The 23,331-nt window shown below is 40.5% G+C and carries 19 protein-coding genes; 14 read left to right on the plus strand and 5 right to left on the minus strand.

Annotated elements, in window-relative coordinates; genetic code table 11:
* The first annotated feature begins 77 nt into the window (after positions 1-77).
* From KCTC52924_RS05100 to upp, 14 genes are all read left to right on the plus strand, one after another.
* Positions 78-701 carry a TetR/AcrR family transcriptional regulator gene (locus KCTC52924_RS05100; RefSeq protein ID WP_251806856.1) on the plus strand — a complete coding sequence of 208 codons (624 nt, stop codon included), beginning with the start codon at positions 78-80 and terminating at the stop codon, positions 699-701.
* A 34-nt stretch (positions 702-735) separates the two neighbouring features.
* Positions 736-2,007 carry a TolC family protein gene (locus tag KCTC52924_RS05105; protein WP_251806855.1) on the plus strand — a complete coding sequence of 424 codons (1,272 nt, stop codon included), beginning with the start codon at positions 736-738 and terminating at the stop codon, positions 2,005-2,007.
* Between the two features lie 15 nt (positions 2,008-2,022).
* Positions 2,023-2,925: an HlyD family secretion protein gene (locus KCTC52924_RS05110; RefSeq protein WP_251806854.1), complete on the plus strand. Its 903-nt coding sequence runs from the start codon at positions 2,023-2,025 to the stop codon at positions 2,923-2,925.
* Positions 2,922-3,296, plus strand: coding sequence for a hypothetical protein (locus KCTC52924_RS05115; protein ID WP_251806853.1), 375 nt, complete (start codon positions 2,922-2,924; stop codon positions 3,294-3,296). Before KCTC52924_RS05110 ends, KCTC52924_RS05115 begins: the two co-directional genes overlap by 4 nt.
* Before the next feature lie 12 nt (positions 3,297-3,308).
* Positions 3,309-3,785, plus strand: coding sequence for a hypothetical protein (locus KCTC52924_RS05120; protein WP_251806852.1), 477 nt, complete (start codon positions 3,309-3,311; stop codon positions 3,783-3,785).
* A gap of 47 nt (positions 3,786-3,832) precedes the next feature.
* Complete coding sequence (locus tag KCTC52924_RS05125; protein ID WP_251806851.1) at positions 3,833-4,735, plus strand: ABC transporter ATP-binding protein; 903 nt, start codon at positions 3,833-3,835, stop codon at positions 4,733-4,735.
* 50 nt (positions 4,736-4,785) lie between these two features.
* Entirely contained in the window at positions 4,786-5,520 is a 735-nt protein-coding gene (locus KCTC52924_RS05130; protein ID WP_251806850.1) for an ABC transporter ATP-binding protein, read from the plus strand.
* Positions 5,521-5,677: 157 nt separating this feature from the next.
* A complete protein-coding gene (locus KCTC52924_RS05135; RefSeq protein WP_251806849.1) occupies positions 5,678-6,784 on the plus strand; it encodes an ABC transporter permease in 1,107 nt (368 codons plus the stop codon).
* Positions 6,785-6,917: 133 nt separating this feature from the next.
* Positions 6,918-8,039, plus strand: a complete 1,122-nt coding sequence (locus KCTC52924_RS05140) for an ABC transporter permease (protein ID WP_251806848.1) — start codon at positions 6,918-6,920, stop codon at positions 8,037-8,039.
* Positions 8,040-8,316: 277 nt separating this feature from the next.
* Positions 8,317-9,621, plus strand: coding sequence for a TolC family protein (locus KCTC52924_RS05145; RefSeq protein WP_251806847.1), 1,305 nt, complete (start codon positions 8,317-8,319; stop codon positions 9,619-9,621).
* Between the two features lie 13 nt (positions 9,622-9,634).
* Positions 9,635-10,714, plus strand: coding sequence for an efflux RND transporter periplasmic adaptor subunit (locus KCTC52924_RS05150; protein ID WP_251806846.1), 1,080 nt, complete (start codon positions 9,635-9,637; stop codon positions 10,712-10,714).
* A 173-nt stretch (positions 10,715-10,887) separates the two neighbouring features.
* Positions 10,888-14,085 (plus strand): efflux RND transporter permease subunit, encoded by a 3,198-nt coding sequence (locus KCTC52924_RS05155; protein WP_251806845.1) that lies wholly within the window; start codon positions 10,888-10,890, stop codon positions 14,083-14,085.
* Positions 14,086-14,128: 43 nt separating this feature from the next.
* The gene (locus KCTC52924_RS05160) at positions 14,129-14,335 is read left to right on the plus strand and encodes a DUF2892 domain-containing protein (protein ID WP_251806844.1); all 207 of its coding nucleotides are present in this window, start codon (positions 14,129-14,131) and stop codon (positions 14,333-14,335) included.
* 73 nt (positions 14,336-14,408) lie between these two features.
* Entirely contained in the window at positions 14,409-15,062 is a 654-nt protein-coding gene (upp, locus tag KCTC52924_RS05165; protein WP_251806843.1) for a uracil phosphoribosyltransferase, read from the plus strand.
* A 242-nt stretch (positions 15,063-15,304) separates the two neighbouring features.
* Here upp and KCTC52924_RS05170 read toward each other — a convergent pair whose 3' ends face one another.
* The 5 genes from KCTC52924_RS05170 to KCTC52924_RS05190 form a co-directional block, all read right to left on the minus strand.
* Positions 15,305-16,999: a SusD/RagB family nutrient-binding outer membrane lipoprotein gene (locus KCTC52924_RS05170; RefSeq protein WP_251806842.1), complete on the minus strand. Its 1,695-nt coding sequence runs from the start codon at positions 16,997-16,999 to the stop codon at positions 15,305-15,307.
* 33 nt (positions 17,000-17,032) lie between these two features.
* Positions 17,033-20,446 carry a SusC/RagA family TonB-linked outer membrane protein gene (locus tag KCTC52924_RS05175; protein ID WP_251806841.1) on the minus strand — a complete coding sequence of 1,138 codons (3,414 nt, stop codon included), beginning with the start codon at positions 20,444-20,446 and terminating at the stop codon, positions 17,033-17,035.
* A gap of 337 nt (positions 20,447-20,783) precedes the next feature.
* Positions 20,784-21,428 (minus strand): HAD family hydrolase, encoded by a 645-nt coding sequence (locus tag KCTC52924_RS05180; RefSeq protein ID WP_251806840.1) that lies wholly within the window; start codon positions 21,426-21,428, stop codon positions 20,784-20,786.
* A 27-nt stretch (positions 21,429-21,455) separates the two neighbouring features.
* Positions 21,456-22,463 (minus strand): Gfo/Idh/MocA family protein, encoded by a 1,008-nt coding sequence (locus KCTC52924_RS05185; RefSeq protein ID WP_251806839.1) that lies wholly within the window; start codon positions 22,461-22,463, stop codon positions 21,456-21,458.
* A 13-nt stretch (positions 22,464-22,476) separates the two neighbouring features.
* Positions 22,477-23,319 (minus strand): glycerophosphodiester phosphodiesterase family protein, encoded by an 843-nt coding sequence (locus KCTC52924_RS05190; protein WP_251806838.1) that lies wholly within the window; start codon positions 23,317-23,319, stop codon positions 22,477-22,479.
* Positions 23,320-23,331: the final 12 nt, after the last annotated feature.

Here is a 23,331-nt window from a genome sequence, read left to right on the forward strand (position 1 = left end):
AATTATATCCGTCTGATTTGGAAACAATCAAAAAAAATTTCTATATTTGTTAACCATATGGTTAAACCGTTTAGTTGATGAAAGATAAAAATACAGAACTGAATATTTTAAATGCCGCCATAACCGTATTCCAACGGAAAGGCATGGCCGGAGCGCGCATGCAGGAAATAGCGGATGAAGCAAAGATCAACAAGGCCATGTTGCACTATTATTATAAGAGTAAGCACAAATTATTCGAGGCAGTTTTTCAGCAAGCCTTCAACAAATTTGCTCCACATATCAGCGCCATTTTTAATGCTGAAGCTCCCGTATTTGAAAAAATTGAAAATTTTGTGGATCGCTATATAACCTTCGTTCAGGACAATCCCTATCTCCCGTCCTTTTTGATCCAAGAAATAAACAACAACCCAGCATTTGCCAATTCCTTCTTTCAAACTCATGGGGCACCTAACCCTGAGCACTTCGAAAAACAGATAGCCAGGGAAGTAGAACAAGGGATTATAAAACCTATAGATCCAAAACAGTTGCTATTAAACCTGTTTTCCTTAACTGCATTTTCATTTGCCGCGACAGGGTTGGTGAAAGGGATTTTAAATGTGGAGGAAACCGATTTTAACCTAATGATGGAAGAACGGAAGAGATTAATTCCCAAACTTATTATCGATTCTATAAAAAACAATGAAACTAACCCATCCATATAAAAGCCTATAAACCAGGATAAAAAAAACACATAAGATGAAACGACTAATTTTGACCATAGCCCTCGTTTTCCCGCTTTTGATCACAGCTCAGCAGCAGCTTAGCCTAGAGGAGTGTTTTTATCTGGTTTCCCAAAATTATCCTTTGGCAAAGCAATCGGGTCTTTTGGAAAACCAGTCCCACTTGGATAAAGAGGCGATCCAAAAAGGCAAGCTGCCCCAATTGGACCTCAATGCCCAAGCTACGTATCAATCCGACGTAACCATGCTTCCCATTCAAATCCCGAATGCAACTATCACTCCTCCCAATAAGGACCAATACAGGGCCACCTTGGATGTAAACCAGACTATTTACAACGGTGGCCTGATCGATGCCAAATCCAAACTAAACGAAGCCACCTCTAAAGTAAGTCAACAACAGCTAGAGGTTAGTTTATACGCCCTTAAAAATCAGGTAAACCAATTGTACCTTTCCGTTCTGTTACTTCAGGAAAATCGCGATTTGCTTCTCGCCAAAGAGAAACAAATTATGGCCAAGATCCAGGAAGTAAAGGCAGGTGTCACCTATGGCATCTTATTGGCCTCCTCTGAACAGGTACTGGAAGCGGAACGATTAAAAATACGACAACAATTTACAGAACTCGATTTCACTAAATGGGATATGGTACAACGCTTGTCCATATTGATCGGAAAAGAATTGACCAAAGAAGTAACATTAGAACGGCCAGCGATTTTCATGGCAAACTCAGGATCAAAACGACCCGAATTAGAGCTTTTTGCGCTACAAACAGCACAAATAGACCATTCTTCTAAACTGATATCCAAGTCCAAACTCCCAAAACTAAATGCCTTTGCGCAGGGCGGTTATGGAAACCCAGGTTTAAACATGTTGGACAATTCCTTTAACACCTTCTATATGGCGGGATTAAAACTAAACTGGAATTTATTCGACTGGAACACGACCAAGGTCGAAAAACAATCCCTTGAAATAAATAAGGAGTTAATCAACAGTCAAAAAGAGACTTTTGAGTTAAACAACACGATGGAGCTGGTAAAGATACACTCCGAAATACAAAAAATTGAAGCCCTGATCACGACGGACAATGATATAATCGCCCTAAGGGAAGACATCCTGAAAACGTCAGAATCGCTGTTAAAGAACGGGGTAATCACCTCATCGGCTTATATCACCGAATTCACCAACCTCTATGAAGCAAAAAGCAATCTAAACCTGCATAAAACGCAATTGCTATTGAATCAAATTCAATACCAAATTACAGATGGAACTTATTCTAAAACAAGATTCTAACCTATACCTGACAAAATGAAACGATTACAAAAAGTTACAATACCTCTTTTAATAGTCCTTTTATGGTCTTGCAATGGCACCGGAGACAAGGCCGATGGTTACGGCAATTTTGAAGCCACGGAAACCACCGTATCTGCAGAGGCCAATGGAAAACTTTTATCCTTCCAAGTAGAAGAAGGGGCCGTATTAGACCTAAATGCAATAGTAGGCGTAATAGATACCGTGCAGCTCTCCTTAAAGAAAGAGCAATTAATGGCCTCCAAGAATACCATCTTCTCAAAATCAAGAAATGTCCTCTCGCAACGCGATGTCCTTAGGGAACAATTAAAAATTGCTCAACACGACAAAAACAGGATTGAAAGCCTGATCAAGGAAAATGCAGGAACACAAAAGCAACTAGACGACATCAATGGGCAACTGGACATCCTTAAACAACAGATAAGAAGTGTAGAATCGCAAAACTTACCAATTGTAAATGAGGTGAAAGGCATTGAAATCCAAATACAACAAATAGAAGATCAGCTACAAAAGAGCATCATTACCAACCCAGTAAAAGGTACAGTTCTGGTGAAGTATGCCGAACCCCATGAAATCACCACCTTTGGAAGACCACTTTATAAGATAGCCGATCTGGACCAGATGACATTAAGGGTCTATATCAGTGAAAACCAATTGGCAAACATTCATATCGGTCAGGAAGTAAGGGTGAAAATTGATGCTGGCGAAGCAATGCAATCCTACTCTGGGAAGATTACCTGGGTCTCGGAAACAGCAGAGTTTACACCCAAAATCATTCAAACCAAAGAAGAACGAGTAAACTTGGTCTATGCCGTGAAGATCAATGTTAAAAATGATGGGAATTTAAAAATTGGAATGCCTGCAGAAATGTGGATTTCCACAACAACAGAAAAAGAATGAAAACATCACGGATCATAGCCTCAATACTGGCCGGCTTGGTCGGTCTCCTATCCGTTTTCTCGGGCTCCATGGTGCTATTAGGGCTACGATCTGTAGATTATACGGTACTGGATTGGTTGGTGATCATTAACGTGGTCCTTGGAATCCTGTCTCTAATTGCCGCTTACCTAATTGGCAAGCAACATGCAAAATCAAATTTAATAATTAAAAGCATCCTCTTCCTAAACCTTATCATCTTTTTCTATTTATTCTTTTTTGATGACAGGGTAGCTGTAGAAAGTATAAAGGCAATGGTCTTTAGGATAGTTGTATGGGCGGTAATACTCCTCCTGATACTCCTAAAAAAACCAAAAACTATTCGTAACAAATAAAATAAATACACCATGAAAACAAAAATCACCTTCTTACTATTGCTTTCCCTAAGCCTTATTAACTGTAAGCAAGCGGTAAAGGAGTCCCCAAAATCAGCAGAGACCCAGATCACAACTATGGAGACAAACCAAGATCTACATTTAAATAATGATTGGGTATCAGAGATTGCACTCAACAATGGAATTAAATGGGAAGCAAATCTAGAAACTACAACCGGGGTAGCGGCCATGTCTAAACTGATTTCAGAATCCAAGACTACCTCTACGGAAGATTACAAGCGCTTGGGCAATGCTTTAAACGAAGTAAAAAACACCCTAGTTAAAGAATGCACTATGACCGGAGCATCACATGATAATCTCCATGTTTTTCTGCACCCCTTGATCGAAAAAATTGAATTGTTGCAAAAAACGGCCACGACAGATGAGGGAGTAACAATCAAAAATAATATCAGTGATCATTTAGAAGGGTATTACACCTATTTTAAGTGATGGATTGTTTTAATTTCTATTGAACAACAGAGCAACACCTAAATAACATGGGTATTATCCTAAACAATATCAGTAAATCCTACAAAAAGGTAAAAGCCTTAGAGGACATCTCCTTTGAGGTGAAACCCGGGGAATTGTTTGGACTGATCGGTCCAGACGGGGCGGGAAAGACCACCCTTTTCAGAATATTGACCACCCTCTTGATCCAGGATGAGGGCAATGCCTCTGTTGCGGGCTACGATGTAGTAAAACAGTATAAGGATATTAGGAAACATGTGGGTTATATGCCCGGTAGGTTTTCCCTCTACCAAGACTTAACCGTAGAAGAGAACCTTAATTTTTTCGCTACCATTTTCGGGACCACCATAGCGGAAAACTACGACTTGATAAAGGATATTTATGTTCAAATAGAACCCTTCAAGAATCGGAGAGCTGGGAAATTATCTGGTGGGATGAAACAAAAGCTGGCCCTCTCTTGTGCGCTTATCCATAAACCTAAGGTATTGTTTCTAGATGAACCCACTACCGGAGTAGACCCTGTTTCCCGAAAAGAATTTTGGGAAATGCTAAAACGCTTACAACAGAAAGGCATCACAATTTTGGTATCTACTCCTTATATGGATGAGGCTGAACTGTGCGATAGGATAGCCTTAATCACCGAAGGTAAAATACTGCAGATCAACACACCCCAAGCAATCATTGCAGCGTTTCCCAAGAAAATATTTAAGGTACGAACCAAGGAAACCTACCGTCTGATCCAAGATCTAAAAACATATCAAAATACTCATAGTGCCTATCCGTTTGGGGAATACATGCATTTTACCAGTAATAAGGATAATTTTCAAGGAGATGAGCTGATTCAATTTTTAGAGGAAAAAAATCACGCTCAAATTGAAGTTTCAGAAACCGCGGCCACCATTGAGGATTCGTTTATGGAACTGACCAAATAAAAAAAATATTAGGTTTTACATCTTGATAAAACCAACCCGATAAGCAGCAGATGAACAAAGAAAACATTATAACCGTTAAAAACCTCACCAAAACTTTTGGCGATTTCACAGCTGTAGACAAGCTAACATTTGAAGTGGGCAAAGGGGAAGTCTTTGGGTTTTTAGGTGCCAATGGAGCAGGGAAAACGACTGCAATGAAAATGTTGATCGGCATCTCTAAACCCACCCAAGGGCATGCAAATGTCGCCGGATTTGATGTGCTTACCCATGCTGAGCAAGTGAAAATGAATATTGGGTATATGAGCCAGCGATTTTCTCTTTACAATGACCTGACCATTAAGGAAAACATCACCTTTTTTGGCGGCATATATGGCCTAACAGCTTCTACCATAAGGGCAAAATCCAAAGCGTTGATAGACGAATTGGGATTAGGAAAAATGGCCGACTTCCTAGTAGGGTCCCTCCCTTTGGGGTGGAAACAAAAGGTAGCCTTTTCCGTTGCCCTGCTCCACAACCCGAAAATCATCTTTTTGGATGAACCTACAGGAGGTGTAGACCCCATTACAAGGCGCCAGTTTTGGGAAATGATCTATAGGGAAGCAAATAGGGGAGTTACCATTTTTGTAACCACCCATTATATGGACGAGGCAGAATATTGTGACCGCGTCTCCATTATGGTAGCCGGAAAGATAGAAGCGTTGGATACCCCGAAGAACCTGAAAGAACAGTATCAAGTGGATTCAATGAACAAAGTGTTCCTAAAATTGGCTAGGAATGTTGATTAATCAATGATCGACGGGTAGCTAGTTAATAAATTAAACATCAAAGAGTTATGCGAGCACTATTTGGGATTCTGAAAAAAGAGAAAGGGCAAAGCTGTACATTGGGTTGCCGATCCTCATCCCAATACTCATATCTAATCAAATATAAAGTTCAAATGAAATGAACAGATTTATAGGATTCATCAGAAAGGAATTTTACCATATTCTACGGGATAGGCGATCGCTGTTTATCCTGTTTGGGATGCCTATAGTTCAGGTTATGCTCTTTGGTTTTGCCATAACCAACGAGATCAATAATGTGGATATCGCCATATTGGACCATTCAAAGGATACCAACACCAAGAAAATCATTAACAAAATAGCAGCATCACAGTACTTTAGCGTTAAGGCCTATTTAAACAGTGAAGCAGAAATTCCGGTAGCGTTTAAAAAGGGAAAAATAAAAGCGGTTCTAAATTTTGAAAAGGACTTTAGTAAAAACATGGTCACTCAAAAAGTAGCCAAGGTCCAGATCCTTACTGATGCTACAGACCCCAACACCGCCAATACCATAAGTAATTTTGTGGGGGCCATTCTCCAAAATTACCAACAAGAGACAAATAAGGGAATAAACCTCCCTTATCAAATAGTTCCCAAAACAAGAATGGTCTTTAATCCGGAACTAAAAAGTGTCTTTATGTTTGTACCTGGCGTCATGACCATAATATTAATGTTGGTTTCGGCCATGATGACCTCCATCTCCATTACTAGGGAAAAAGAGTTGGGCACTATGGAAATATTATTAGTATCGCCCTTAAAGCCCTTCCAAGTCATTGTGGGTAAGGTAATTCCCTACATTTTATTGTCGATCATCAATGCCGTGGTGATTATACTGTTAAGCATCTTTGTCTTTAAAATGCCCGTACAGGGAAGCTTGTTATTATTAGGAGCGGAAAGCACCTTGTTTATCATAAATGCGCTGTCTCTCGGGATTTTAATATCTACCATCTCTACCACCCAGCAAACGGCCATGATGATTTCGTTAATGGGATTAATGCTCCCGGTAATATTATTATCGGGCTTTATTTTTCCCATCTCCAGTATGCCTATGCCCTTACAACTGATCAGTAATATAATTCCCGCCAAATGGTTTATCATCATTATAAAAGGCATTATGCTTAAAGGTGTGGGACTTGCCTTTGTGTGGAAGGAAACCTTGATATTGATCGGGATGACTATATTTTTTATTACCGTTAGCGTAAAAAAATATAAGATTCGATTGGAATAAAAAAAGTAGGCGGTAGCAGTGGGCAGGTGAGTAAAAGTTGATGATTTATGGCTCAAAAAAATATCGCCTTTAAAGGCAATTAATATTTGTTAATGATTACAACTAATCTAACTACTTTGTACTAGAAAAAAATATGAACATTATCCGTTATATCATCCAAAAGGAATTTAAACAGATCTTTAGAAATAAGGCGATGCTCCCTATTATCTTCGTTCTGCCACTGGTTCAATTGATTATTCTCTCCAATGCGGCTACTTTTGATGTAAAAAATATAAAGTTCGCCTATATCGATAATGATAATTCCTCTATTTCCAGAGAATTGGTAGAAAAGTTTGATGCTTCTACTTATTTTGACGTAGTGTCCAACTTTCCATCGTCAAAATTGGCCAATAAAGCCATGCTGGAGGGTAAGGTAGATGTGATCTTAGAAATTCCTTCACACTTTGAACGAGAGCTGGTCAAAAATAAAAAAGCAGATCTTTCCGTTAGTATCAACGCCATTGATGGTGCTGCGGCTGGAGTGGAAAATGTATACATCAATCAGATTGTACAGCAATTTAATCGTGGGGTCCAAGTACAATCATTTGTTTCTTCAGACCTTGGAAACCTCCCCCAAAACATAGAGACCATCCCGTCTTTTTGGTACAACGAGACCTTAAACTACAAAACCTTTATGGTCCCTGGAATACTGGTGCTCTTAGTAACAATGATTACGTTATTTCTTTCCGGAATGAACATCGTAAGGGAAAAGGAAATCGGGACTTTAGAGCAAATTAACGTAACCCCCATAAAAAAACACCAATTCATCATCGGAAAATTATTTCCATTTCTAGTGTTGGGGATGGTATTATTGACGGTGGGGTTGATCATCTCTAAATTACTGTTTCAGGTTCCTATAGTGGGCAGTCTAACCTTATTATATTTCTATACCACTATTTACATTTTGGTGATTTTGGGGATGGGCCTCTTTATTTCCAATTTTACGGACACCCAGCAACAGGCCATGTTTATAGCTTGGTTTTTTATGGTCATTTTTATTTTAATGAGCGGCTTGTTCACACCCATCGAAAGTATGCCACAATGGGCGCAGTGGGTAACGGAATTTAATCCCATTAAATATTATGTGGAGGTAATGAGGATGGTGATGCTAAAAGGAGCCGGTCTTTCAGATATTTACCCCCAGGTTTTAAAAACATTACTGTTCGCCATTACCATGAATGCGTTGGCTGTAGTCAGTTATAAGAAAGTGAACTAAGTAAGAGATAACCTTTAGTCGTAGACTGGACCTAGGAGGCTTCAATATAATCCATTACCTCAGGGTAAGCCCATGAGTCATCGGACGGAAACTACCGATAACATTCCGACTCAAGCGTCGGACCGTTCAAATCTCACTTAGTGAGTACACTAACCCCAAGTCATATTCTATAAAGCACAATAAACTTCTTCTGTGCAAGTACAACTCTTTGCTTGGTAACATATGTTACCGTACGATCTTTATTATCCCCTTAAATTTGTCTTAAATAATGAGAGCGATGAAGAATATCATTTATATACTATCCTTTTTAGGATCTATTTTTTTGGGAAGCGCGCAGCAAACCGTGTTGATTACCAAAGAAGAGGTGCTTTCCAGGGTAAAAGAAAACAACAATACGCTAAAAATATCCCAGCAAGATGTTCTGGCCGCTAAAGGTGATTTTAATCAGACCAATGCGGTGATATTGCCCAATATAGGAATCTCCCATACCGGTATTGCCACTACCAATCCTTTGATGGCCTTTGGCGTTAAACTAAATCAGGAAATTTTGACACAGGCTGATTTTGATCCCTACTTATTGAACAATCCCAGGCAGATTGAGGATTACGCCACGCGTATTCAGGTACAACAGCCCTTATTAAATTTGGACGGAATATTTCAACGCAAGGCAGCCAAGGCAAAATGGAACGCCACCGAATTAAATTCTGAACGTACGGTCGATTTTATCAACCTAGAGGTAGAAAAGGCCTATATGCAATTACAATTGGCCTACAAAACCGTAGCGGTACTTGAAGGGGTACAAAAAGCGACCTTGGAAAACAAACGCTTGGCCGACAATAGTTTTAAACAGGGATATCTACAAAAATCGGATGTATTGGCTGTAGCGGTAAGGGTTACCGAAATAAACAACCAATTACAATACGCCAAGAGCAATATTCACAATACCTCCAATTACCTATCGGTATTAATGAACGATACTGACTATGCCACTTTTCAACCCATAGATTCCCTGACCCTTATGGTTAATGATTTTGTTGTGGAAGGATTGCCCGATAACAGAAAAGATCTCCAGGCCATGGCCTTGGCCAGCGAGGCGTACCAACAAATGTATAGGGCAGATAAAATGAGTTTCCTGCCCAGTTTAAATGCCTTTGGAACCTATGAACTTCACGACGATCAAATTTTTCAGGGCGATGCCAATGGATACTTGTTTGGCGCGGAGCTAAAATGGACGCTATTTGAAGGCAGTAAACGGATTGGGAAAGCACAAAAAAGCAGGGCGGAATACGAGAAATCCAAATTGGAACTCCATCAATATAAGGCTGAAAGTCAGGTAGAATTGAACAGGGCCATGCGTATGCTCCAGGATGCCAAAAACAATTTAGGACTCACCTCCCTGGCCCTGCAACAATCTGAAGAATCACTCCGTATACGCACTAATCGCTTTAAACAGGGATTGGAAAAAACTACGGATCTATTACTGGCGGAAACACAATATTCCCAAAAGCAATTGGACTATTTCACTACCGTTTTCAATCACAATTACGCCCTGCTCTACGTTCAATTTTTAACCAAAGAATAATAAATATCTACTTATGAAAACAAGACTATATATAGCTGTACTAATCACCTTGGGCATCACAATTTCCAGTTGCGGGAACGATACCAAAAAAACAACCTCAGATAATTCTCCTGTGGTCGCTGTTAGGATAAGTAGCGTTGCCCAGAAAAACAGCAGTCCCTTTCTATCTACCAGTGGAAAAATAGAAGCGGTGAAAAGCGCCGATTTAAGTACGAGAATGATGGGAAACGTAGAAAAAATCCATGTTCAGGTTGGAGAAAAAGTTAAAAAGGACCAACTCTTATTAAGTTTAAACAATGCAGATCTATCCGCCAAATTGGCTCAGGTTAATGCTGGGATCAACGAAGCAACAGCTGCTTTTGACAATGCCGAAAAGAATTACCAAAGGTTTAGCGTTCTATTTGGGGAGAACAGTGCTTCTCAAAAGGAATTGGATGATATCACTACCCAATATAACATGGCCAAAGCGCGATTGGAATCTGCCAAACAAATGAAAAACGAGGTAAATTCCCAATTTTCCTATATCAATATACGGGCACCCTTTAATGGGGTTATTACCAACAAGGCCATCAACGTAGGCGATATGGCAAACCCAGGGATGCCCTTATTGGAAATGGAAAGTCCAGGTAATTTTCAAGTATTGGCCATGGTACCGGAATCTGAAATTCTACAGATCAAGGCAGATGCGGAAGTTGATGTTTTAATTAAAACGCTTAATGAATCTATAAAGGGAAAAGTGGCGGAAATAAGTACTTCGGCCAAAAATACCGGTGGACAGTATATGGTAAAAGTGTTGTTAGACAAGTCGGAAACCAATCTTCTCTCTGGCATGTATGCCACAGTTCAGTTTCCCATAGCCAAAAAGGAAAATACCAATAGCGTTCAAATTCCCTTGGATGCCATAGTGCACAACGGACAATTGTCTGGAGTGTATACGGTAAGTGAGAGCAATACGGCACTTTTACGATGGTTGCGGTTGGGTAGGACTTTTGGAGATAATGTAGAAGTGTTATCAGGACTTTCCGCCGAGGAGCACTACATAGTATCTGCTGAGGGGAAGCTGTACAACGGGGTCAAAATCAGCATCCAATAGTATAAAATTGATTTAGAAAATGGATTTGCGTTAGGCCTGGCTGCCGATAGGCAGGGATTGCAGCGGTTACCCCGCGAATTTTTACCTCTTAAAGCAAAAAAAACGCGGCGTAAAAGCGCAAAGCCCGACCTGAGCGCTAAGCGAAGGGAACGTCCAAAAACAATATAAAAAAGATGAAAGAAGGATTAGCCGGCAAAATTGCCAAAGCGTTTATTGGATCTAAGTTGACGGTGCTCTTAATGATCGTATTCATGGTTATTGGGGTATACAGTTCATTCTTGATTCCTAGGGAGGAAGAACCACAGATAAACGTGCCTATGGCGGATATATTTGTGGGCTACCCGGGGGCGAGTCCCACAGAAGTGGAAAGCCGGGTAACCAAACCTCTTGAAAAATTAATTTCCAATATTAAGGGTGTAGAATACGTCTACTCTACCTCTATGGAGGGACAAGGTATGGTTATAGTGCAGTTTTACGTGGGCGAAGATATTGAGCGGTCCTATGTAAAACTATACAACGAGATTAATAAACATATGGATCAAATGCCGCAGGGGGTCACCTTCCCTTTGGTGAAGACCAGGGCCATAGATGATGTTCCCATGTTAGGGCTTACCCTATGGAGCGAGACCTATGACGATTATCAATTAAAGCAAATAGCCCAAGAGCTTACGGACGAAATTGAAAAAGTCACCGATGTGTCCGCCACTCAAAAAATAGGCGGTCGTAACCGACAATTACGGGTAGTATTGGACAAGGATAAATTGGCAGAAAGCGGCCTGGATTTTCTGTCTGTTGCACAAATGATAAAAGCCAACAACCATCAGAAGAGCAGCGGTTCCTTTGATAAAAACGACACAGAATTTCTGGTGACTACCGGAAAATTTTTAGAGTCGGTTACCGATGTGGAAAATTTGGTGGTGGGAATCCAGCAGGACCGCCCAATTTATCTAAAACAAATTGCCCAGATCCTGGATGGTCCCGAAGTTCCAAAAGACTACGTATCCCTAGGGTTTGGACAGGGAAGTACTAAGGCGGAAACCTATAGGTCCGAATACCCGGCCGTTACCATTGCCATTGCGAAGCGCAAGGGTGCTGATGCCATGAAACTATCCGATATTATTTTGGACAAGGTAGACCACCTAAAAAGAAACCTAATTCCGGATGATGTACATGTTGAGGTAACCCGTAATTACGGGGAAACGGCCTCCCAAAAAGTATCGGAATTGCTAATGCACCTCCTCGGGGCCATCATTGCGGTAACCTTGGTAGTGATGTTGGCTATGGGATGGCGCGGGGGGCTGGTGGTATTTTTATCGGTTCCCATAACCTTTGCGCTAACCTTATTGAGTTACTATATGTTGGATTATACCCTAAACCGCATTACGCTATTTGCCCTTGTGTTTGTAACGGGTATCGTGGTAGATGATTCCATTATTATAGCGGAGAATATGCACCGGCATTTTAAAATGAAGCGACTTCCGTTTAAGCAGGCTGCACTGTATGCCATAAATGAGGTAGGTAACCCTACCATTTTGGCCACTTTTACGGTAATAGCCTCGGTATTGCCCATGGCCTTTGTATCTGGCCTTATGGGACCTTATATGTCACCCATGCCTATAGGAGCATCTATTGCGATGTTATTATCTCTTTTTGTTGCCTTAACGATTACTCCTTATTTAGGGTATATTTTTCTTCGTGAAAAGGAAAAAAAGGGTCAAGAAAAAGTTGAAAAGCCATTGGAGGAAACCTTGATCTATAGAATTTACAATAAGTTTGAGAGTCCCCTGATAGAAAACAAAAAGAAGCGTTGGTTGTTTTTAGGAGTGACCTTTATATTATTACTAGGTTCAATTGCGATGTTCTTTACCAAATCGGTAGCGGTAAAAATGTTGCCTTTCGATAATAAGAACGAGTTTCAGGTGGTCATAGACATGCCCGAAGGAACTACCTTGGAACGCACATCGATGGTTGCTAAGGAGATTGCCCAATACCTGGGTACCCGGCCCGAAATAGTCGATTACCAGACCTATGTGGGCACCTCAGCCCCCATTACGTTTAACGGACTGGTTCGTCATTACGATCTACGAGGTGGGAGTAATACGGCCGATATACAGGTAAACCTAATAGACAAGGGCGAACGAAGTGCTCAGAGTCATGATATTGCCAGTTTATTAAGACCGGAGATCCAACGAATCGGAGAAAAATTCAATGCCAATGTGAAAATTGTAGAGGTACCGCCAGGGCCACCCGTACTATCTACTATTGTTGGGGAGATTTATGGACCGGACTACGATATCCAAATGGATGTTGCTGACCAAGTACAGCAGATTCTAAAAAACACTGTGGATGTGGTGGATGTAGATTGGATGGTAGAAGCTGACCAGGTGGAGTATCAATTTATTATAGATAAAGAAAAAGCTATGCTCTATGGAGTAGCGCCGGAACAAATTGTACACACCATGAATATGGCCTTGTCCGAAAAGGCCGTAACCACTTTGTACGATGAAAATGCTTCCAATCAGATTGGGTTGATATTAGCATTGGATGAGAAAGAGAAATCCACCATCCAGGACATTGCCCAATTGAAGGTGAAATCGCAACAAGGAAATGGCAATATGGTACCTATAGCAGACTTGGTGACCATAGAACAAACTACCAAGGCCAAGAGTATCTATAGAAAAAACCAAAAACGAGTGGTCTATGTGCTGGCAGACATGGCCGGGGAATTGGAGAGTCCGGTATACGCCATTTTAGGAATGGCCGATAAGTTGAAGACAGTGAATTTACCAGAAGGCTATTCCTTGGATGAACTCTATATAAAACAACCCGATTTTGAGGACAACTATACCGTTAAGTGGGATGGGGAATGGCAGATTACCTTGGAAGTATTCCGGGATTTAGGATTGGCATTCCTTGGTGTTATCATCATTATTTATATCCTGATCGTAGGGTGGTTCCAGAATTTTAGGGCGCCCATTGTAATGATGGTGGCCATACCGCTTTCCCTGATCGGAATTGTATTGGGGCATTGGATAATGGGAGCCTTTTTTACAGCAACTTCTTTTATTGGAATGATAGCCTTGGCTGGGATCATGGTCCGAAATTCTGTATTACTGATCGATTTTATCAATATTCGGCTAGCAGACGGAGTACCGTTGAAATTAGCGGTGATTGAAGCTGGGGCGGTAAGGACAACCCCTATCCTCTTAACTGCAGGAACAGTAGTCATTGGAGCTTTTGTGATCTTGTTCGATCCCATCTTCCAAGGGTTGGCCATTTCCTTGATGGGAGGAACCATTGTATCTACTGTACTTACCCTATTGGTAGTGCCGTTAGTATATTATATGATCGAAAGAAAGAATTATAAGTAATGAATACAGTGAAAAATTATTTACACCTTTAAAAAATACTAATATGATCAACAGATATATCAGGGCAATTGCGGGAACATTTATTATTATAAGCGTACTATTGGCCATGTACGTAAACATCAACTGGTTATGGTTTACACTCTTCGTTGGCGCCAACCTTTTCCAATCTGCATTTACGCAATGGTGCCTTATGGAAAAGTTTCTACACAAGCTGGGAGTAAAGAAGGATGGGGATAGCTGCACCGTATAGGGGAGTAAAATCCCGTTGTATGGATATTAATCCCCACAATAAATTTGTACTTTTAATGCAAATTTAAGGGGATATGGTTATTCATTATTTAGGGGAAGGAAACTCATTATTAAATCAGTTTGTTGCGGAATTAAGAGATGTTGACATCCAAAAAGATGCGATGCGGTTTAGAAAAAATATTGAGCGTATCGGAGAAATCCTGAGTTATGAGTTGAGCAAAACCTTGGAGTATGGACCAAAAACCATTATTACCCCTTTGGGGACCAAGGAGATGACCTTGCCCCAAAATGAGTTGGTATTGTGTTCCATACTTAGGGCCGGTTTTCCCTTGCACCAGGGAATGCTGAATTATTTTGATAAGGCCGAAAATGGGTTTATATCGGCCTTTCGTCATCACCCAAACGATGCCGACGATTTTGAAGTTCTTGTAGAATATTTTGCCACTCCTTCCTTAAAGGATAAAACATTGGTGCTGATAGATCCTATGCTGGCTACAGGAAGGACTTTGGAGAATGTACTTAAGGCCCTAAAGGATTATGGCACCCCAAAACAGATACACCTTGTGTCTGTCATAGGCTCCAAAGAGGGTATCGCCCATGTAGAAAAGGTATTCCCAAAAAACACACATTTATGGATTTCCGCCATTGATGAGGCCTTAAATAGTAGGGGTTATATTCTTCCTGGACTTGGTGATGCAGGTGATCTGTCCTATGGGAGCAAACTTTAATTAAAGTAGGTGCCGGAATTAGGATTATAAATACTTTTTGTGGTCGATTATCCAAAGCGTTCAAGGTGCCATAAGAATTAAAATATTTAAAATCTCGGGGTTTTGCTTGTTTGGAACTACGTCCTCACGTGACCCCTTAGGCCTCTTTTCTATAATTCATCCAAACCCAACATCAAAAAAAAATACCTGAGTGTCCCCAGGTATTTTTTAAACTAACTAACTCAAATAAAATAAACTTATCGCTACCAAGGCTTGGCAACACCTTGTAATATCCAAGGTTTGGACCATGGAGTGTCATTTTCTATATATCCTGGCACATCACCCGAGTGTGATGTAGTTTCCAAATTATTTAATGCAGAATAATAATTATCTCTATTTATAGTGCTATTATTGGTTGGATACACAAAACGTACCGGTATTACTGTAGATTTAGCGAATGGACCTGTTTTTAGATCAGGGAATCCGGTTCGTCTCCAATCTAAATATGCTTCGGAGGCAGAACTAAAATTGGCGATCCATTTTTGTTCTATAATTTGCTCTAAGCTGCCGTTAAAAGCAACATCTGGGTTCCCTATATAATCAGCATATTCACTCCCTATGCCCCAGGTATCCAAAGAAGCCTGTACCCCTTTGTTATAATTGCCTTGCGCATCGGTTCCCCAACCTTTTAGAGCGGCTTCAGCCTTTAAGAAACATACCTCCGCGTAAGAGAATACTCGTGCTTTAAGATTGTTTCCAGACACTGCATCGAACATGGGATTCATCAAGGACACATGTGGATTTCCACCCCCCTGAACAGGGTTTGGATTTAAATTATAAGTATACGGTTGACTTCCTTGATTGGAAACGGGAATTCCCACATAAACGCTATTGGTATCAATCATAGTTAAACCGTTTAAACGGTCTTGATACCAGGTATCTGGATTGTAGATCTTAAAGTTGTTGGCTGCTAAGGTCTCCTCGTTAATGTAACGAACTCCATCTTCCACTACATCATCAACACCTCCTGGAACATCAGCTGCAGGAACAACTTTTATCGGTATTTTAACAGCATCGAACCAAATATGCCTTCTTGGGTCGTTTAATTCTTCCAATCTGTAAGTTAAAGTGGCCGCAGGTTTTACCCGTGTAAAATTGGAAGCAGTTCCTTGCTGTCCATTACTGGGTTGGGAATTGTCCGGACTTATACCCAAATAGGGGATAGCGGCTTCTTCATCAACACTGCTTATTAAGGGTTTGGCCAAGATAGCCTGTACTCCTGCACCGGCAAACCCCGGGTCTTTTTCGGACAACCTCATATAGTATCTAAGGGCCAAGGAATTGGCATATTTGATCCATTTTTGAGCATCGCCCTTGAAAAATATATCCTGTGTAGCACTAAAAACCTCCAAGCTCCCACTATTGGAGGAAAGCATGGCTGAAGCAGCTTCAAAATCTGCGATGGCACCCTTATAAACAGATTCCTGAGAATCGTATTTAGGTAAAAGTATTTCCCCATCACCCTGCAGAGCTTCTGTATAAGGCACGTCACCATAAAAATCGGTCAGTAGGGCAAAGTTATGAGCCATTAATATTGTGGCTACGGCTTCGTGAAATTTAAAACCCAATTCCACGGATCTTTCCTTCGCTAATTTAGCGGTACGCAAATTACCGTAATAGCCTTCCCAGCCGCTACCGGTCCAGTCGTAGTTGTTATTGCCCCAGGAATCTTTTTGGGTGTACTGTACAAAAGCGGAAAGTGGGTCGCTATATCCCTTATTCCCTACATCCATAGCTGTATTGGCCATTACGTCGGTCAATAAAAAACTGGGATTGCCTTCGTTTAGGTTAACCCCGTTGGGGTTTGTATTTATATCGGTGATGTCGTTGTCACAGGAAGCCGCAAACACTACGCACACCACTAAAAATGATTTGAATAATTTATTTATAGTCATCATAATTTTATCGTATTTAGTATTAATAGCCTCCACTTAGAAACTTACATTAAGTTTAAACCCTACTGGTATGGCCCATGGGCTAACATTAAAGCGTTCTATACCCTGCTTAAATTGGATACCACTCTTACCTTGTTCAGAAGATTCTTGTTGAAAAGCCATTTCCGGATCTACACCAATATCGGCTTTAGTCCATAAGATGATATTACGGCTAAAAAGCGAAATGGCTACATTCTGTAATCCTATTTGGCGAATTGCCTTACTAGGAACACTATACGTAAGGGATATTTCCCTCAGTTTAAGAAAATCGGCATCAAAAGCAGATGTTCTGGCAAAATCCCAACCATAATGATCTTGATATCTGGTGTATACCGTACCTGGCCCGCCTAGGTTTTCGGTAGTGGCTACAAAGTTTCCATTACCGTCATAATCCCCTTGTACACCTGGCATAAACACTCCGTCGTTTAAGGTGATACCACCTTCGCTTACTGGATAACCACCAGTGTTTGCGGTAGCTCCTCCTACTAAAACATAAAACTCACCATTTTCGGATAGGTATTTGCCTTCATTATTTTTCAAATAGGTAGGTAAATCCCCTACATCGCTAAAATTGTGCATCTTATCCAACCAACGTTGAGTATGCATATCTGATTCTCCATATCGGTGGGTTTGCGAAATAAATTGTCCGCCTTTTCTCCAATCAAAATTCATGGAAATGGACCAATTTTTATAGGAGGCCGAAGTGGTCATCCCCAGGGTGAAATCTGGATTAAAGTTGCCTATAACCGGGGCAACCCTTTTTCCATCTGCGTCCTCTAAAGTTCTATCACTATCCTCAAAACCAGAATCATCTATAATAGGCCAGCCATGGTAAGGGGAATTGGGATCGTCTACTCTCACCAATGCCCTATCTATAATATTCCCAATTTCTTCACCCAACCAAGTGATGGCTCCTCCTTTGGCATCTTCCCAAAAGGTTACTGAATTCATTCCATCGGCTAATTCCATTACTTTGGTACGGTTACGCCCAAAGACAAAGCCCATATCCCAATTCCAATCGCCATTGCTTATTAGAGTACCACTTAGACCAGCTTCTACGCCGCTACTTGTAATTAAACCTGCATTAATAAATCTATCCGGATATCCCGATGCTACATCAGCTTTAACCGGGAATATTTGATTCTTATTCTCACTTTCATAATAGGTGAAATCCATACGCAATCTGTTCTGGAAGAAAGCTAGATCGGTCCCTATTTCCCAAGAATCTTGAGATTCTGGTTTTAAATCTGGATTTAACAACGTTCCAGGAACGGAAAGTCGGGATGCATTACCCCAAGAGCTACCGCTATTAAGTATAGGCTCTAAATTATAGGGATGGGTATCATTACCTACCTCGGCATAACCTGCTCTTAGTTTTATTAAAGAAACATTTCCCCCTAAATTTAGGGCTCTATTTATCAATAAACTTGTAGATATGGACGGGTAGAAATAGGAATTATTATCATCTGGAAGTGTACTGGACCAGTCGTTCCTACCGGTTGCATCTATATAAAACATTTCCTTAAATCCAACACTTACCAAACCATACAAACTATTCACTTGACGTTCGCTTTTATAAGACCTATAAACCAGGTTATCTGGAGCAATATTACCTAGGGTAAATAGTCCCGGAGTCAATATACCCGACCCTCTATCTATGGTTGAGTTCCTTACGGAAGAAGAACTGGTGGTTCGTTTATTACCACCGGCAGAGGCTGAAAAATCCCAGTCGTTAAATTTCTTCGCATAGGTAAGCAGGAAGTCAATATTTATTTCATTGTTTAGGATATCTTGAATACCATAGGCTCCGTTAATGTCGCCAGTATAGCCCTTGGACATTTTGGTTTCCCTTACCTCATTTATCTCATCAAAATTATAACGTACCATGGCCGAGAACTCATCTGTAATCTGCCAATCACCTGTTACGTTACCATAGAACCTATTTCTTTCAAAACCATTATTTACCTCATGTGCCAAGAAATAAGGGTTGTTCCATTCGGTATCGGTTGGGTCGTCTCCAAAGGCAAAAGGCGAATTCTGACGAATTCCTTCGTATCCAGGCAACCAATAATCCTTCATATCAAGCACATTAATATGAGGAGCAATCTCATACAATGCCTGCATAGGGTTTGCACCTCGGTTGGTTGCAGGTCTGTTGTCTGCACCTGATTTAGTATAATTAATGCTAGAACTAACCGTTATTTTTTCGTTTAATTTTAGGCCAGAATTTAGGTTGATACTGTGCTTACTAAGATCTGAATTTGGAATAAATCCTTCATGCTTCATATTCGAATAGGACAACCTATAATTCATTTTTTCAGAATTGTCCTGAATAGAAACATTATTGGAGGAGGTAATAGCGGTGTTAAAGAAGTTTTTTGCATTGTCATATGACTTTAGCTCCCTTGCAACCGGTATACCACTTGCAATCTCTTGCGCGGTATAGGGCCAATGAATTGCTTTAATGCCCTGATCTAAAGCTGGTCCTGCCCAAGCAGAACTTGTTTCTCCTATTATAATGGCTCCATAGGAATTAGCAGGATAATTGTCTTCAGTGTACGGCCTAGATCCAGCGGCAAATTTTCTATGGGTATCCAAATAGCGATACGGAATATCAAAGACAGTGCTCGAATTTACAGTTACTCCCAATCCTTTTTTTGCTTTCCCAGATTTGGTAGTAATCAACACAACACCATTACCGGCCCTAGAACCATATAATGCTGCTGCACTAGCCCCCTTAAGAACTGTCATGCTCTCTATGTCATCGGTATTGATATCGGAAATGGCATTTCCGTAATCAACTTTATTATCTCTACCAACTCCTCCTATATTATTGGGGGAATTAATTACTGGCGTTCCATCTATTACAAAAAGTGGTTGGTTGTCACTTGATAAGGAAGAGGCCCCCCTTATGTTAATATTGACAGTAGATCCAGGTCCCCCAGTAGAGTTGATGGCAACACCGGATACTTTCCCGGAAAGTGCATTCATCGCGTTCTCTTGAGGTACATTGTCTAGGGCATCGCCACTAACTTCACTTACCGCATATCCCAAGGATTTCTTTTCCCTAGAAATACCGAGAGCGGTTACTACCACCTCATCCAATTCTTCAGAGGAGGTTTCCAGTACTACATTAATAGTAGTTTGGCTGCCTACAGTTACTTCTTTGTTCTTCATTCCTAGGTACGAAAATGCGAGTACCGCATTCCCACTGGGCACAGAAATACTGTAATTTCCATCAAAATCGGACGTCACCCCTGTAGTGGTTCCCTTTACTACAACGGAAACCCCTGGAAGCAACTCTCCCGCATCACTAGTGATGACTCCTCTTACTTCTTGCTGCCCAAACATGATGGTAGTCATCATGCCGAACAGAAGGAGCATTAATATTTTTAAATTTTGGTTTTTCATGTTCTTGAGTTTTGTTTAAACGGTTTGATTATTTAATTACCTAACAAATCTATCCTATTATTCGCACTATACTACATTACATATTATTAATTATACAGCATATCTTAACCCATATTGAGATAATATTAATTAAATGGAAATTAATTGTTAATTTAATATTAGCATCTAAAAACCTCCCCTAATACACAATTGGAAAAATTTCGGCAAGGGGAATCTAATATGAAAGCTGCAGTACGCTTTTTGGGCATAGCAATACATGTAAAATTCCAGGTTATCTCAGCCCTTAGACCAGCACGAATTTTAATTTTTTAAAAAAAGGAAGAAGTTCCACACTATTTTATAACATCTGTTCTAAATCTCCTATTTGTGTAATGGCATAATGAATATCAGGAACCTGTCCGAAGCCGTAATCGGCAAAGACAAATGGAAGCTTATTGTCTTCTGCTGCCAAATAGTCCCCTAGTGTGTCTCCTACGTAAATTGAATTTCTTAAAGTATTTCTTTTTATCAGCATCCCGATATTTATAGCCTTAGACATAGCTGTGTTTCCTGAACATTCAAAATCTTTGAAATAGGCACCCAAACCATGATATTCATAAAAAGCTTCGATATAACCAGCCTGACAATTACTGACTATGAATAGATCGTACTTTTTTCCTAAGGTCTCCAAAACAGCTTCCAATCCGGGGTACAAAACACCTCCAGCTTGCTTAATATCTTGCACCTCCTGCATATAACAACTGTTTATAACCTCGTCTTGCTGCTCTTTAGAGAGGTAGGGAAACAATTTCTCGCCCACCAGATTATGTTGCATTCCCATAATGCCCTGTATATCTTCTTGGGAAATAGGATTTTCAATACAATCGAACCTATTTAATGCTGTATGCCAAGCCTTTATGCTCATGGGCATGGGGTCCCAAAGGGTACCATCCAGATCAAAAATGATATTTTCAATGTTTTCCTTTAATACGCTCAGAATCATAATTCAAGGTTTAGTAGCGACTGGGTCCTATATTAAATTAACGACCTCGCCTGTTTTGGCGGATGAATAGGCCGCATCCACAATGTCCAACACCATTTGTCCTTCCAGAAGTCCTGGAACGGGTTGCTGTCTGGTTTTGATACAGTTTACAAAATACTCCATTTGACGGGTATAGATTATTTGATCGCAATGATCCTCCCTTTTTGGAAGCTCAGGTACTGTTGTCACCGTGCCTTCCCCCTCTTTCATTTTTAAAAATGTGGGAAACAGATTGGCATATCCCTTAGTCCCAAACAGACTAGTACTAGCTTCAGGTCCGTCCATATGAGGATGCCACCATCCGCTTTCTATAATACTTTCCGTGCCATTGTCCCAAGTAATAATTATAATCCCTGTATCGTCCACATCATAGTCACCAAATTCCGTAGAAATTCTGGCATATACCTTAGCAGGTTTTGGATCTCCCAAAATATACCTCACGGCATCAATGGCATGAACCCCCATGTCTGCCAAGGCTCCACCACCTGCCAGTTCCTTTTTTGTAAACCAGCCTGATGGGCCCCAATTTTCGTGTATTCCGTAGCCTTTGGTTTTAAATACTTTTCCAAGCATTCCGGAAGCTACGGTATCCTTGATATAACGAGTATCAGCATCAAAACGCCACATATGCCCTACCATCACCAATTGGTTATGCTTTTTAGCCACCTCCGCTATTTGTCTACCTTCATCACCACTCATTCCCATGGGTTTCTCAAGAAAAACATCCTTGCCGTTTTCTAAAAATGCGATTGCATAAGGAGCGTGAAATTGATTGGGAGTACTAATAATTACAGCATCCAAATCATCTCTTGCGACGAGCGTTGAAATATCGTTAAGCGCTTCCTCGATGTTATACTTAAGGGCAAATTTTTTGGCATTATCAATATTTTTGGAAACAACGGCAACAATTTCCACATTGGCAAGCGTTTGAAGGCCATGAACGTGATAATCCGATATAAATCCTGCACCAATAAGGGCTATTTTAATTTTTTCCATTGAATTATTTATATTATTTTGGGTCCACAGATGGAGCTGAATTGAGTGTATCAAAGGCTTGAAGCATTTTGGACAAACGATCTGTTAAAATAAAATTGACCCCTGCATCCATTAATTCCTTCACTTGACCTTCATCTTCAGAGTGAAAATAATTAATCTGAATCCCATTTTCTTTTAGCCTTTTTAAATCTTCCGTCATATGTTCATCGTCGCGACTACTTCTTAATTGGAGAAATGAAAAGCCATTCTCTATGGTTGCTTTTATATATTCTGCCCTACTGGATAATCGCTCCATGTTGCACATCATAATATTGGGGTTTACCCGCCTTACCCCTTTTGCCGCCTCATTTTCACAGGCAATAACAGCCTGATGCATTCTATTGTTAGCAATCACGGCTTTTGCCGTTGCGGCTCCCAAACGTTCATCTCCTTTTAAATGGATATTGAGCCATATATTCCTGGGCATTAAATTAAGTGCCTCCGTTAAGGTGGGAACCCTTTCGCCCTTAAACCTTTTGGATTTCCATTTCCCCGCATCCAGTTTTTTTATTTCTCCTAGCGTAAGCTCCCCAACCAGTCCACGGCCATTAGTGGTCCTATTTACCGTTTCATCGTGCATAATCACCAATTGCTTATCCTTGGTCATTTGCACATCAAACTCGATCATCTGCGCTCCCAAACGAATAGCCTCAGCAAATGCTGCCAAAGTATTCTCAGGATAGGTTTCGTTGGCACCCCTATGGGCACAAATACCCACTTGTGGTAAACCGTAATTATCTGGCACAACCAAGGAGTCTTGAGATAGAACAAGGTTAGACCATGTGAAAATAAATAGAAGACCAATCAGTAATTTCATCCGTTTAATTTA

The sequence above is a fragment of the Arenibacter antarcticus genome (genome assembly GCF_041320605.1).
GTDB classification, from domain to species: Bacteria; Bacteroidota; Bacteroidia; order Flavobacteriales; family Flavobacteriaceae; genus Arenibacter; species Arenibacter antarcticus.